Raw genomic sequence first — 14,003 nt, 5'->3', positions numbered from 1 at the left:
AAGGAAAGAAAGAATTATAAATTAGCACTATATCTTGGTTTGGCAATGTCTTCGGCTGTTGTTTACGGACAAAAAAAAGAGGATAAAAAAGCTGAAAAAGATATAACAGAGAAAAAGGATTCTACTGTAACGAAAGTTAAAAAAATAGATGAATTAATCAAGAAAGGAAGCTACAAGAAAGGTTTGTTTAATACCATTCAAGTAAAAACTGATATCTATTTCGAGATTCCAGATAGTTTATTTGGTCGTCAATTTTTGGTTGTGAATAAATTGTCTCAAGTTCCGATGGAAGTGAATGAAGCGGGCTTGAATAAAGGAATGAATTACGAAAACAAAGTAATTTCTTTTTATCATGATAAAGTGGCTAAAAAAGTGTGGGTTAAAACAATTGTCCCACAAGTTTCTTCGCCTAAAAATGACGCAATTACAGCTTCTGTAAAAGATAATTTTTCAGAATCGATTATTGAGGTTTTTGATATAGAAGCTCAAAACAACGATTCGACAGCAGTTGCGATTAAAGTGAACAAAATTTTTGATGGAAATCAAAAAAGTTTTAATGATGTATTAACGAACATAGGTTTAGGAGGTTCGGTAAAGGCAAATCTATCATATGTGGAAAATGTGAAAACGTTTCCAGAGAACATTGTGGTTAAGTCTCAGTTAACGACAAGTGTAAATGAAGGAGGGGTAGATTTGGCTGTTACCTTGGGTGTTACAAGTAATATTGTTTTACTTTCGACGACTCCTATGCAACCTAGGTTAGCAGATAATCGTGTAGGATATTTCACAGAAAAACATTGGTTTTTTAATGATGCTCAACACAAAATGGAAGATCAACGCTTTATTACAAAATGGCGTTTTGAACCAAAAGATGAGGATAAAGAAAAATATCTAAAAGGTGAATTAGTAGAACCTAAAAAACCAATTATTTATTATATCGATCCTTCAACACCAAAACAATGGCGTCAAAAAATTATTGCAGGTGTACACGATTGGCAAGTTGCTTTTGAACAAGCTGGTTTCAAAAATGCAATTATTGCAAAAGAACCAACTGCTGATGACAAAGATTTTGATATTGACGATGTACGTTATTCGGTAATTACGTATGCAGCTTCTCCAAAATCGAATGCAATGGGACCTTCTGTTGTTGATCCGCGTAGTGGTGAAATTTTAGAAGCTGATATTATTTGGTGGCACAATGTAATGACTTCTTTGCATGATTGGATGCGTATTCAAACTGGTCCAATTGATCCAAAAGCAAGAGGAAATAAATTTAGTGACGAACATATGGGAGAAGCAATTCGATTTGTATCATCTCACGAAGTTGGTCATACATTTGGTCTGAAACATAATATGGGCGCTTCTTTTTCTTATCCAGTAGAATCTTTACGTTCGAAAGAATTTACGGATAAAATGGGTGGAACTGCGCCATCTATTATGGATTATGCGCGTTACAATTATGTAGCACAGCCAGAAGATGGTGTTACAGCGATTACTCCAAAAATCGGTTTGTATGATAAATATGCAATCGAGTGGGGATATCGTTGGTTCCCGAATCAAGAAACAGAGAAAGCTTTGCTTCGTAAAATGATTGAAAAGCACGAAGATGATCCAATGTACTTCTATGGAGAACAACAAAGCTATTTAAGTACAATTGATCCGCGTTCTCAATCTGAAGATTTAGGTGATGATGCTATTTTGGCAAGTGAATATGGTATGAAAAATCTAAAACGTGTCTCAGAAAATATTTTGAAATGGACGTATGAAGATGGAAAAAGCTATATCAATACAGGGAAATTATATTACCAAACTATCGGACAATGGGATTTATATTCTAATCATGTTTTAGCAAATATTGGTGGAATTTATTTGAATAATACATATTTCGGAATTGATAAAAAAGCATACGAACCGGTTCCTGCAGATATGCAACGTAAAGCGGTTAATTATTTAAACGAAAACGTAATTCAATTACCAAAATGGTTATTCTTTAATGATATTTTAGATAAAACGTATGCAATCAAAAATTCGCCAATGGGACCATATGAGCAAACGCCGTACACATTAGCGAGAGAAATGCAATATGGATTGATTTATAATTTATTTACCGACGATCGTTTATTGCGCATGTTAGAAAATGAATTGAAACACCAAGAATTAAATTCAAAAGAAAAAATATATACAGTTGAAAATTTATTTGATCAAGTAAGAAGTGCAGCTTTTGATAAAAAATCAAACTTAACAATTCTTGAAAAAATGACTCAAAAAAATTATGTTGATGCATTGATTGTTTCGACAAACAAATTATTTGAGAAAACAACTGTTGCGGGACTTACAATTGACCAAAACCTACAAGTACCAACTATCTGTAATTATTTAGACGAAGAAAAAATGGCGCGTAACATTAACTATTCTTCTATGAAAAGAGTGTCGGAAGTGACAACTTATAAAAGAGCAGAATTACAACGCGTGTTGACTTTGTTAAACAAGAAAAAGAATAATGGAGATGCGTCTACAAAAGCGCATTATGCTGATTTAATCATCCGTATTAAAGAAGCTTTAAAGTAAGATATAGAAATGAAAAAGACACTCATTCTTTTGCCACTTTTTGCGGCAAGTATTGCGTTTTCTCAAGAAAAGAGAGTGATTACAGGTTCGGTTCAAGACGAAAAATCGTTGGTTGGAATTGCTGGTGCGTCTGTTAAAATTGAAGCTCAATCAATTTCGACAAAAACAGATCAAAAAGGAATTATAGAAAGTGTAACGGTTGGTACTGTTACAGATGAAGATGGTTTCTTTTCATTAGAGGTTCCAGCTGGTACAAAATCTGTATTGATTAGTTATTTAGGTTATGATTCTAAATTAGTTGAACTTTCTACCGATTTAGCAACATATCATGTGAGCTTAAAATCAACTTCAGGTGAAGTTCTTCCAGAAAATAATGATCTGAAAGAAGTTGTTGTTACAGGTTATCAAAAAATCGAAAAACGTAAACTAACATCGGCAGTATCAACTGTAAAAATGGATGATATTCAACAAGCTGGTGTTGCTAGTGTTGATCAATTGTTAAGCGGACAAATTGCTGGTGTAGCTGTTTCTACAGAAACTGGTTCGCCTGGTTCTCCTAGTAAAATTAGAATTCGTGGAACAGCTTCTCTTTCTGGCCCTCAAGATCCGTTATGGGTAATTGATGGTTTGCCATTAGAAGGAAATGATGTGCCAAACTTTAGCGATAAAGATAACATCGATCAATTACAAAACTTTTCTATCGCTGGATTAAATCCAAACGATATCGAAGATATTACAATCCTTAAAGATGCTGCTGCAACGGCTATTTATGGAGCAAGAGCTGCAAATGGTGTAATTTCTATTACAACAAAACGTGGTAAAAAAGGCGCTATGACGGTTAATTTTTCTGCGAATACATTTGTAACGGCTCGTCCTGATTTTGGTCGTTTAAATTTATTAAATGCTTCACAGAAAGTTGATCTTGAATTAATGCTTGCTAGTCGAGATGATTTAACGTATCGTACTGATAAAGGCGAAGTCATGCGAATTTTACAAAAGAATGGTCAATTAAATGCTTTACGAAATGGAGGATTTAATTCTTTAGATCTTATCACGCAAAATCAAATTAATTCTTTACGAAATAATACAACCGATTGGGGGAAATTATTGTATCGTAATGCAATTAATACACAATATGGTTTGAGTATATCTGGAGGAAATGATCGTTCTGATTATTACTTCTCATTAGGATATTATGATGAGCAAGGAACTACGATCGGAACTGGTTTTGAACGTTATAATCTTACTTTAAAAAACAATTATAAACTTAACGATAAATTAGATGTAGGGATTTCTATTTTTGCAACTTCAAGTGATAAAAAATCTTTTGTAACAGATGCAGATGCGTCTATCAATCCAATTAATTATTCACGAAATGCGAATCCATATTTATCTCCATTTAATGCAGATGGTTCTTATCGTTATGACAACGATATTGATGGATTTGAAGATCGTTCTGTTCCTTTCAATTTTATCGAAGAAAGAGAAAATACAAATTATACATTAAAAAACCGTTCGTTAAAAGGTATTATTGATCTTAATTATCAATTAGCAAAAGGTTTAAAATTAACATCTCAATTCGGAATTCAGTACGATAGTAACAAAACAGAAAAATACGCAGAACAAGAAACTTATTTTACGCGTAAAATGAAAGAAGGAACGCGTTATTATAAATCTGGACAATATTTGTATTTCTTACCAGACGGAGGAGTTAAACAAAATTGGGACAACGAATTTTTTCAATATAACTGGAAGCTTCAAGGTACATATAGTACAACGATTAACAATCGTCACGAAATTGACTTGATGGCTGGAACAGAAATTCGTCATACTCAAAACGAAACGACTTTAACGCGTGCTTTTGGTTACAATAAAATAACTAAAACAGGAACGCCAATCGTTTTCCCAAATTCAAGTTCTGCAGCTGACAAACGTTACGAAACGTACAGAGAAATGCCTACGGATGAGAATGCTTATGTATCTACATTTGCAACAGCTTCGTATACATTAGACAGAAAATATACAGTTTTTGGTAGTGTTCGTTATGATGGTACAAATTTATTCGGAGTTAATAAAAAATATAAATACTTACCAATTTGGGCAGTTTCTGCTTCTTGGTTAGTTTCGAAAGAATCGTTTATGGAGAATGTTGATTTTATTTCGAATCTTCGTTTACGCGCTTCTTATGGTTTACAAGGAAATATTGATCGTAATACTTCTCCTTTCTTTATTGGAGAATATAACGATGCAACAATTTTGCCAGGTAATAAAGAAGATATTATCAATGCGATTAATTTACCGAATGATTTGTTGCGTTGGGAAAAAACAACGAATACAAATGTTGGATTAGATTTAGGTCTTTTCAAAAATCGTATCAACCTTGCCGTTGATGTTTACAATCGTAAAGGAACAGATATGATTAGTATGCGCGAAACGCCATTAGAAACAGGTTTTGAGTATACAATGGTGAACTGGGGAGAGTTGACAAACAAAGGTTTTGAGATTGCTTTAACAACACGCAACATTGATAAGAAAAACTTTAAATGGTCGACAACAATTAATTTTGCGCACAATAAGAGTAAAGTTCTTAAAGAGCAAGAACGTGAAAATAGTTTAATTCCATCTCGCGAAGGTTTACCTGTAAATGCAATTTTTGCTTTAAAAACAGCTGGATTTGATGAATACGGAAATCCAATGTTTTGGAAAGGAGATGAAAAAGTATCAGCAAAAGAATTCTTTGCTTTATATGATTTATACGAAGATTTTTTACCAGGAGAATTTGTTGATTCCAAATTAACAAGCGAAGAAAAACGTAAATTATTTACATACATCGGAGATCGCGATCCTAAATTTACAGGAGGTATTATCAATAATTTCAAAATTCACAATTTTGATTTAACGATTTCTGCAGCGTTCAATTTAAAACAAACGGTAATGAAAACGCCTTCTTATCGTGGAATGGAATTGGATCCAGGTCGTAATTATACACAAGATATTTTCGAGGCAGGTTCTACACTTCCAGGAATTACAAGTCCAATTAAAGGCGATAACGATAGCTGGATGGCGAACAAATGGTTTGCAGGAAACAATGCAAATGCGTACAATTTATTAGACATTTGGGCGAAAGAAATTAGTTATATGCGAATCAGTAGCATTCGTCTTGGTTATACTTTACCAAACAAATATGCTGAGGTTGTTGGTTTCAAAAGTGCTCGTTTTAGTTTAGAAGGACGTAATTTATTTGTATTTAGTAATGGATACAAAGGTTATTTTGATCCAGAAACTTATGGAAATATTTATGCACAACCAATTGCAAAATCTGTAACAGTAGGACTTAATGTTTCTTTCTAAATTTTAAATCAAATGAAAAAAATATTTTTATTATTAAGCATAGTTGCAGTTAGCTTTACAGCAGTTAGTTGTGACAATTATTTGGATATTGAACCAGATGGAAAAGTGATTCCAAAAACGGTAGAAGATTATCGAATGGTATTAACAAATGCTTATTCAAAATATCCAACACACAAGTCGTTGACAGCTTTACGCACGGATGATGTTACATTGAATGAATATTCAAATGACTTTATTTCATACCGTGAAATTGCACAATGGAAGGATACAAATCCGGATCAAATCTCAATTCAATTTCCTTGGGTTAGTTTTTATACAGTGATTTTTTATGCCAATCAAATCATCAATGAAGGACCAAAAACAATGGAAAATTCTGCTGAAAAAGATCAATTATTAGCAGAAGCTTATGCGTTACGTGCGTATGCGTATTTTGATTTGGTGAATTTATACGGAAAACCATACAATTCGGCAACAGCAAGTACAGACAAAGGTGTTCCTTTAAATTTAAAAGTAGATTTAGAAGCAACGCTTAAGCCATCATCTGTTCAAGAAGTTTATAATCATATTGAGTCTGATTTAGCACAAGCAACAGAGTTGATGAAAATGGATCAGGAATTAGCTGGATTAAACTATAGATTCTCAAATGTAGCTCTAAATGCTTTAGAAGCAAGAATCGCGTTGTATAAAAATGAATGGCAAAAAGCGATTGATTTTTCTGATTCAACACTAAAAATCAAAGGTGATTTAGTAAATTTGAACACAACAAAACAAGTTCCAAATCACTACACATCTGCCGAATCTATTTTAGCTTTAGACAATACATTGAATCCCGCTGTACAATATATGGCGTATGTCTCGCCAGAATTATTAAGCAGTTATGATACTCAAAATGATTTACGTTTTTCACTTTATTTTGAGAAAAGTGGTTCAAAATATAAAGTGATTAAAGGTGGAAATTCAGAGTTCAAAACGTCTTTCCGTGTGGCTGAATTATATTTTATCAAAGCTGAGTCATATTTGAAATTAAACAAGATAGATCAAGCAAAAGCAACTTTGTTTTCGGTTTTACAAAATCGTTATACAACAACTGGTTTTGCAAAATTACAAACTGAAATTTCTGCGATGAATTCTACTGAATTGATGAAGTTTATTTTAGATGAACGTTTCAGAGAATTTGCTTTGGAAGGACAGCGTTGGTACGATTTACGTCGAGCAAATCAAAAACAAATTATACATCAAATTTCAGGTAAAGAATATATTTTACAAGAAAATGATGTTCGTTATACAATAGAAATTCCACAAGCAGCTAAGCTCAATAATCCTCATTTATAACATTTTTAGACCGTCTTTATTCATCATTTAGACGGTTTTTTTTATACTTTTGCATTCATGAAAATTGCAATTGTAGAGGACGAATTATTGGCAGTTACTTATCTAAAAAATCTGTTAGAGGAGCAATCTATTGTTGCTGTTTCTTCGATTACAATTTTGCGTTCAACAAAGCAAGCAACGGAGTTTTTTAGAGAGAATTCGGTTGATTTAATCTTCATGGATATTCATTTGGGTGATGGGAAAAGTTTCGAGATTTTTCAGGAAGTTGAGATTCTAACGCCAATTATTTTTATCACTGCTTATGATGAATATGCGATGAAAGTTTTCAAGCATTTTACGATTGATTATATTCTGAAACCCTTTGAAGTAGAGGAGTTGCATATTGCTTTGCAAAAATTTAAAACAATTCGTACAAGTTTTGATATTTCGCCAACATTACAATCTATTGCTGTTTTAGAAAATTCTCCGTCCGAGATTATGCATCGTTTTTTGGTAACTAACGGAAACAAATTACGTTCGGTAGAAGAACACGAGATTGCTTATTTTTTTGCTTCGGGAAAACATCTTTTTATAAAAACGAAAGATGATCAAACCTATATTTATGATGACACAATAAAGGATATTATAAATAAATTGGATGAGACTATTTTCTTCAAAATCAATCGAAAGTTTATTGTTCACATTGATGCAATTACTGAAATAATAAAACATTCAAGTCAAAAAATTGAAATTCATCTTCAACCAAAATCAGAAACTGAACAAGCTATTTTTATCAGCAAAACGCAGATTAATAGTTGGATGGATTGGATGAATAGATAAAAAAAATCTCACAAATGTGAGATTTTAATTAACTTATGATTTTACTTTTTATTAAAATTGTCATTTCGAGTGAAATTCTGTAAGAATTTTGTATCGAGAAAAAGATTTTAAAATATTAGTTTATAAATTTTCCAACATCAAGATAATTTCACTTTCGATGCGTTGCATCATTTCAGGCGAAATTTCGATTTGATGTTTTACATTTTCGATAGTATTGTACGTCAATTCTCCCGTTTTCAAATTCAAATTATATTCAATTTGTCCTTCCCAAGAATTACTCGATTCGTAAAATGAAACCATTTCAAAAGGTAATCTTGGCAAAAGTTCACCAAAATGTTCTTCTAATTTGATTCGATTTTCTTGATTAATTGTTAGTTTTTCCATGATTTAATAATCATTGCATTAGCAGAAGTTTCGTAGAAAATAATCGCTAATAATTGTAAAAATTCAGCATGATTTAGCTTTCCAGCAACCACTTCATCAATATCTGCCTCGTAATATTCTTCAATTGTTTTATTCATCAAGGCTTTAAAATTCTCCAACGGAATATTTTGATCTTTCAATTCATTTAATAAATAATTATCCGAAGCTAAAAAGTCTGCACGAGTTCCGAAAATTGGAGATTTACGAATATTTAATGCATTATGAAAAGTTTGCGAAATCAAAACGCCACGTTCCAATTCTTCAAATTCCCAACCTTTACGAACTCTCCTCGGATTATTTTCATAAAAAATATGGTTGTGAAAAGCGTGAATATGTTTCGCAATATCCGTATTGGTATGTAAATAAAGGAACTGCAAAATCGAACTAAACAAATGGTTTGCGTTCAGATTTGATGGATAATATGTGTACAATAATGGATAATGAAACAATGTTGTGTACAACGGTGAAAAACTATCAATAATATTTAAATTCAATACATTTATTCCTTCAAAATCTACTTTCTGATTCGTTTGATAATAATTAATTCCAGCCAAATAAATGTCCTCATAGCTCAATTCAAACTGATTAAGATACGCTCCAATCTGTTTGAAAAAAGAAGTATTTAAATTATGATTTGTAACTAATTTATATTGTTTATTTTCAAATTCTTTAATAAAATCTAATTTAAACTCAGACTTTAAATTATCATTGATAACTTTATCGAAATCAAATGCTTTCTTTCTAATTATATTAACATAAATTTCGTTGTATGTATAAATAATTTGCTTGATTGGTGCTGTGTCTAAAGCTTCAAAAGGATTGATGTCAGCATTTGGCGTAGCATACAATGTAAACAAACGACGAAATTCTTGCTGAATCTTTTCTTCTTCCGCAAACATATTCATCAACTGATTGGTGTTCGCAGCAATAATACTTTCACCTAAAAAAAATAAAATACCAGCTTTCAAATCTTCATCAAAACCACATCTTTCAAGGGTTTGATCAAAATAAGTTTTGAATGGATTTTCAGGATTTTGGCTCATATCGAATAATTTTATTTTATCATTTAAAAAAGTAAAAGTATTGATTTTTTGAAGATTTAAAACGAAAAAACCTCTGTAAAACAGAGGTTTTTAAAATTTATTTTAGTGAATTCGTTTAACTTGTTAAAATTCAACCATTGAAGGATTCAATCCAGAAAAACCATCTGCAGGCATTTCATCAATCGTTTTTACATCTTCTGCGCTCAATTTGAAATTATTTGAAGTTAAATTTGCTTCAATATTTTTTTCTGAAGAGGAGCGAGGAAGCGGTAAAATTTCTTTCGCCAAACAATAATTAATACAAATTTGACCAACCGAAACATTGTATTTATCCGCCAAAGAAACAATTAATTCGTTCTCCAAAATTCTTCCTGAACCAAGTGGACTCCATGCTTCAACCAATAAATTGTGTTGTTTACAAAAATCTACCAATTCTGGTTGTGAATGCCCAGGATGAATCTCAATTTGATTAACCATAGGTTTGATTTCAGCCGTTTCAAATAAAGCTTCCAAATGATTGATATTGAAATTACTTACACCAATTGACTTTGCTTTTCCAGATTTGTAAATTTCCTCGAAAGCTCGCCAAGTTCCAGCATTCAATTCTGCCCAAGTATCAGGAAATTGCGTTTCATTTGCAGGCCAATGAATCAAATATAAATCCAAATAATCAGTCTGTAAATCTGTTAAAGTTTGCTCAAATGCAGCCATTGCTTTTTCGTAACCACGCTCAGTATTCCAACATTTAGACGTTATAAATAATTTGCTACGATCTACATTTTCAGCTTTCAGAACTGCGCCAATTTCTTTTTCATTTTTGTAGATTGCTGCTGTGTCAATATGAGTATATCCTTTTTCTAGCGCTATTTTTAGAGGTTCTGTAACTTTTTCACCTTCTAATAACCATGTTCCAAATCCGATTGCAGGAATTTCGATTCCATTTGATAGTTTAAAGTTTTCCATTTTTTCAATATTTATGTATTCAAATTTATCTTAAAACAACCAATTTCAATAATTAGTAGACGTTAATTCTTATGTTAAAACTCATTTATAGAAATCTTAAATTTAATTGTTTGTTAATAAAATAGTTCTATATTTATTCTCGAAATGTGAATGGAAAAAATATAAAAAAATGACACAATTTACAGGTACGATTGAGGATTTTATGAATACGCATGAAGAATTTATTAATGCTTTGATTCTGAAAAAAATCAATCAACAAGTTGTATTAGATAAGAAAGAAGAGAAAGAAATTCAGCAAAATGAATTTATTCAACAAAAATTAGATGATTTAAAAGAATATCTAACAGATTTGTTCGAAAATGAATTTGGTGATTGGGAAATTACAATGGATTTAGAATCTTTTGAACAAGAATTTGATAAGCATTTTCAAATTTCGAAGCAAGAATTAGAAGATAATGTGCTGTTGAAGTAGATGTTATGGAAGAAAAACAGATTTTATATATAGATTTCGCGACTTTGAGACAATCGTATATAGAAGTCAAAAAATTTCTAGAAAAAGCATCTTATGAAAAGGTTGATAATTCTAATATCCTAATTGAACAAGATTTAGGGTTTTGTGGTGATGACACTTATTTTTTAATTGAAGAGTTTGTTGAGAAATATAATTTGGATTTTTCTAAATTTAATTTTTCAGAACATTTTTTGTCAGAAGGAGAATCAGCGAATGGATTCCAAGTTCTATTCAATATGGTTTTACTTCCGTTATATTTTCTGTTTTGGTTGGTCAAAGAATTTACTTTTGATTTGATTAACTTAAATAAATATTTGATTAAGATTGTGAAATTATTTTCAATTAATCAAAGAGAAACTCTTGATATGAGTTTTGGAGATTTGTTAACTTCTTATCTTAATAAAAAATATACGTTAAGAAGTAATGTAAAATTCGTTTTACATTACTGATAGTATCTAGATTAAAAATTTTTAATGTTCACAACATTTAAACCTACTAAAGAAGTTTTAAAAAAGTATATTGATTATTATTATGTTGATATTAAACATGATAATACATTAACTATATACGATTGCTTTCCTCATTATAACAATACGATTTCAGTTTATAAATCGCATCAATATATAAAGGGGAATTCTGTTTACAAACAAAATGGAATTCCTCTTCAAATTTTTACTCCATTAAGATCAGATGTTTTACAGATTCAACAAATTGGTTCTGTTGAACGTTTTGTAATTGTTTTTAAACCTTTTGGAATTAATCAATTTCTGACTAATATAGATTTTTCAAGTATTATAGATGATTTAAACTTTTTTGATGAAGAAGAGTGTAATCATTTGTTTAATCATATAAAATCTGAGGAATTTGTTTCGATAATTGAGTCTATTTTATTGAACAAAATGAATAGAATTGAAAATGTAATTATAGAAAATTCAATAGATTATATTTTCAAACATTATGATGATTTTACAGTTAATCAACTTGCTGAATATTTAGGTTTTAGTCGAAAACATATCAATAGGGTTTTCAAAGAAAATATTGGAGTTTCTATTAAAAACTTTCATGAAATCGTTTTATTTAGAAAAACAGTTGAAGAGAAATTATTACATAATCCTGATGAAACATTTACGTCGATTGCGCATAAATTAAATTTTACGGATCAATCTCATTTTAATCGGTTGTATAAAAAATTTGTTTCTGAATCGCCGAATCAATTTTATAAAAATGGTGAATTAATAGGAGAGGAAGATACTTTTTGGAGATTTTATAAAGATTAAAATGTCCCAATTTTACAAGTTTATTAGGGTTGTTGATGGTATTTTTATACAAAATTCAACCCATGAAAAATTATATCTTTATACTTATCGCATTATTATCCATACAAGTTTTTAGTCAAGAAACATATTCTAGTTTAATTTCTAAAGCTGAAAAGCTAGTTGAAGAAGACAAAAAGGAATTAGCTTTAGATTATTATACAAAAGCATTCAATCTACATAAAGACAGTACCACTAATTTTGATTTATATGATGCGGCTAAACTTTCTAACAAAATCGGTCAATCAAACCAATCATTTTATTTTTTAGAAAAGTTAATTCAGAGAAACCCAAAACTATATCCAGGTTGGTATTTTATTTTGGATAAAGATTCGAAAGTGAAATTCAAAAATCTATTAAGTGATAAACGTTGGCAGAATTTAGAAGCAACTTCAAATAAAATATCTAAAAGATTTTATGACAGTATTCAATTGACAAATGATGAATTTTTTAGAACTAAGAAATCAACAAATTTAGAGATTAAAGATAAGAAAGAACTTTATAAAAGTTTGAGAAATTCTTCATCATATTTACCGAAAAAAGAACAAAATTATTCTATTTTCTTTTCAATTAATGATACTTTAAAGTCATCTTATTTTGTTCATTTACCTAAAAATTATAATCCTGAGAAAAAATATCCTATGCTTATTTTTCTTCATGGAGCTGTATTTTTCAGTGAACTTGAAAAATTTTCTACTGATGAAGATTTGAAAGGTTGGAATAGATTTTATACTAAATATGCGGATCAGCACGATATTATTTTAGTTTTTCCTAAAGCTGATAAACGTTATAATTGGATGACAGAAAAAGGATTTTATATGGTTCCAGAAATTGTTCGTCAAATAAAATCTACGATTAATGTCGATGATAATAAAGTCTTTTTGACGGGACATTCTAATGGAGCAACCGGTTCGTTTAATTATTTAGTAAAACAACCCACTTCTTTTGCAGGTTTTTATGGTTTTAACACCCAGCCAATTGTACGAACAGGAGGCACATTTATTCAAAATGCATTGAATCATTCTTATATAAATTTTTCTACTGATTTAGATTATTATTTTCCACCACAAGCTAATGATGATTTAACTACATTGATGGAATTGTTACATATTGATTATAAAGATTATCGATATAATGGTTATCCGCATTGGTTTCCAGAATTTAATGGTTCAGAGCCTGCGTATAAAATTTTGTTTGATGATTTGTTGAATAGAAAAAGAAATCCATTTCCAAATAAATTAATTTGGGAAACTGATGATGTTAAATACGGAAAAATTGATTGGATAGAAATTACAAAATTAGACACTATTTCACCTAATAAAGAATGGCAAAAAAACTATAATTTCAAAATAACAAAATGGTTAGAATATGATGATAATGACAGTTTGCAAGTAAAAGATGTGGACAAAATGGCTTTTAATTTTCCTCGGAAATCAGGTCAAATCAAAGCAAATTATTCAAAAAATAGATTTGATATTGAAACATCTTCTATAAAATCATTTCGATTATATATTTCTCCTGAAATGATTAATCTGAACAAAAAATTAAAAGTCTATGCCAATAATAAATTGATTTACAATCAAAAAATAGATTACAATCCATCTTTTATGCAAGATAATTTCAATAAAAATATGGACAAACTACAACTTTGGATTAATTACATTGATTTTGAATTATAAC

General features: G+C 30.3%; 11 protein-coding genes. 8 read left to right on the top strand and 3 right to left on the bottom strand.

Annotated features, from left to right (window positions below; translation table 11 throughout):
• Nucleotides 1-45: 45 nt before the first annotated feature.
• The 4 genes from FH779_RS09200 to FH779_RS09185 are packed head-to-tail and all read left to right on the top strand — an operon-like array spanning nt 46 to nt 8,070.
• Complete coding sequence (locus FH779_RS09200; protein WP_244958056.1) at nt 46-2,568, top strand: zinc-dependent metalloprotease; 2,523 nt, start codon at nt 46-48, stop codon at nt 2,566-2,568.
• Nucleotides 2,569-2,577: 9 nt separating this feature from the next.
• On the top strand, nt 2,578-5,919 hold the full coding sequence (locus FH779_RS09195; protein WP_180904434.1) for a SusC/RagA family TonB-linked outer membrane protein: 3,342 nt from the start codon (nt 2,578-2,580) through the stop codon (nt 5,917-5,919).
• 12 nt (nt 5,920-5,931) lie between these two features.
• A complete protein-coding gene (locus FH779_RS09190; RefSeq protein WP_180904433.1) occupies nt 5,932-7,251 on the top strand; it encodes a RagB/SusD family nutrient uptake outer membrane protein in 1,320 nt (439 codons plus the stop codon).
• A gap of 57 nt (nt 7,252-7,308) precedes the next feature.
• Nucleotides 7,309-8,070: a LytR/AlgR family response regulator transcription factor gene (locus tag FH779_RS09185; protein WP_180904432.1), complete on the top strand. Its 762-nt coding sequence runs from the start codon at nt 7,309-7,311 to the stop codon at nt 8,068-8,070.
• A gap of 120 nt (nt 8,071-8,190) precedes the next feature.
• Here the strand turns inward: FH779_RS09185 and FH779_RS09180 are convergent, their stop codons facing one another.
• The 3 genes from FH779_RS09180 to FH779_RS09170 form a co-directional block, all read right to left on the bottom strand.
• Complete coding sequence (locus FH779_RS09180) at nt 8,191-8,454, bottom strand: hypothetical protein (RefSeq protein WP_180904431.1); 264 nt, start codon at nt 8,452-8,454, stop codon at nt 8,191-8,193.
• Nucleotides 8,442-9,536: a hypothetical protein gene (locus tag FH779_RS09175; RefSeq protein ID WP_180904430.1), complete on the bottom strand. Its 1,095-nt coding sequence runs from the start codon at nt 9,534-9,536 to the stop codon at nt 8,442-8,444. The genes FH779_RS09180 and FH779_RS09175 overlap by 13 nt, the downstream gene beginning before the upstream one ends.
• 123 nt (nt 9,537-9,659) lie before the next feature.
• Nucleotides 9,660-10,499 (bottom strand): aldo/keto reductase, encoded by an 840-nt coding sequence (locus FH779_RS09170; protein WP_180904429.1) that lies wholly within the window; start codon nt 10,497-10,499, stop codon nt 9,660-9,662.
• A gap of 169 nt (nt 10,500-10,668) precedes the next feature.
• Here FH779_RS09170 and FH779_RS09165 point away from each other — a divergent pair, with 169 nt between their 5' ends.
• The 4 genes from FH779_RS09165 to FH779_RS09150 all read left to right on the top strand — a co-directional run bounded on the left by FH779_RS09165 (nt 10,669) and on the right by FH779_RS09150 (nt 14,002).
• Entirely contained in the window at nt 10,669-10,971 is a 303-nt protein-coding gene (locus FH779_RS09165) for a hypothetical protein (protein ID WP_038334436.1), read from the top strand.
• A gap of 5 nt (nt 10,972-10,976) precedes the next feature.
• Complete coding sequence (locus FH779_RS09160) at nt 10,977-11,459, top strand: hypothetical protein (RefSeq protein ID WP_180904428.1); 483 nt, start codon at nt 10,977-10,979, stop codon at nt 11,457-11,459.
• 24 nt (nt 11,460-11,483) lie between these two features.
• The gene (locus FH779_RS09155; RefSeq protein ID WP_180904427.1) at nt 11,484-12,287 is read left to right on the top strand and encodes a helix-turn-helix domain-containing protein; all 804 of its coding nucleotides are present in this window, start codon (nt 11,484-11,486) and stop codon (nt 12,285-12,287) included.
• 62 nt (nt 12,288-12,349) lie between these two features.
• Nucleotides 12,350-14,002: an alpha/beta hydrolase-fold protein gene (locus tag FH779_RS09150; protein ID WP_180904426.1), complete on the top strand. Its 1,653-nt coding sequence runs from the start codon at nt 12,350-12,352 to the stop codon at nt 14,000-14,002.
• Nucleotide 14,003: the final 1 nt, after the last annotated feature.

The sequence above is a fragment of the Empedobacter falsenii genome (assembly GCF_013488205.1).
Taxonomy (GTDB): domain Bacteria; phylum Bacteroidota; class Bacteroidia; order Flavobacteriales; family Weeksellaceae; genus Empedobacter; species Empedobacter falsenii_C.
Note: the sequence above shows the minus strand (reverse complement) of the source record. Positions and strands in the feature narration are given on the sequence as shown.

Excerpts from the sequence above, each read along its gene's own strand:
- FH779_RS09200 (WP_244958056.1), top strand. The coding sequence starts at position 46 with ATGTCTTCGGCTGTTGTTTACGGACAAAAAAAAGAGGATAAAAAAGCT.
- FH779_RS09185 (WP_180904432.1), top strand. The coding sequence starts at position 7,309 with ATGAAAATTGCAATTGTAGAGGACGAATTATTGGCAGTTACTTATCTA.
- FH779_RS09180 (WP_180904431.1), bottom strand. The coding sequence starts at position 8,454 with ATGGAAAAACTAACAATTAATCAAGAAAATCGAATCAAATTAGAAGAA.
- FH779_RS09175 (WP_180904430.1), bottom strand. The coding sequence starts at position 9,536 with ATGAGCCAAAATCCTGAAAATCCATTCAAAACTTATTTTGATCAAACC.
- FH779_RS09165 (WP_038334436.1), top strand. The coding sequence starts at position 10,669 with ATGACACAATTTACAGGTACGATTGAGGATTTTATGAATACGCATGAA.
- FH779_RS09190 (WP_180904433.1), top strand. The coding sequence starts at position 5,932 with ATGAAAAAAATATTTTTATTATTAAGCATAGTTGCAGTTAGCTTTACA.
- FH779_RS09195 (WP_180904434.1), top strand. The coding sequence starts at position 2,578 with ATGAAAAAGACACTCATTCTTTTGCCACTTTTTGCGGCAAGTATTGCG.
- FH779_RS09170 (WP_180904429.1), bottom strand. The coding sequence starts at position 10,499 with ATGGAAAACTTTAAACTATCAAATGGAATCGAAATTCCTGCAATCGGA.
- FH779_RS09160 (WP_180904428.1), top strand. The coding sequence starts at position 10,977 with ATGGAAGAAAAACAGATTTTATATATAGATTTCGCGACTTTGAGACAA.
- FH779_RS09150 (WP_180904426.1), top strand. The coding sequence starts at position 12,350 with ATGAAAAATTATATCTTTATACTTATCGCATTATTATCCATACAAGTT.
- FH779_RS09155 (WP_180904427.1), top strand. The coding sequence starts at position 11,484 with ATGTTCACAACATTTAAACCTACTAAAGAAGTTTTAAAAAAGTATATT.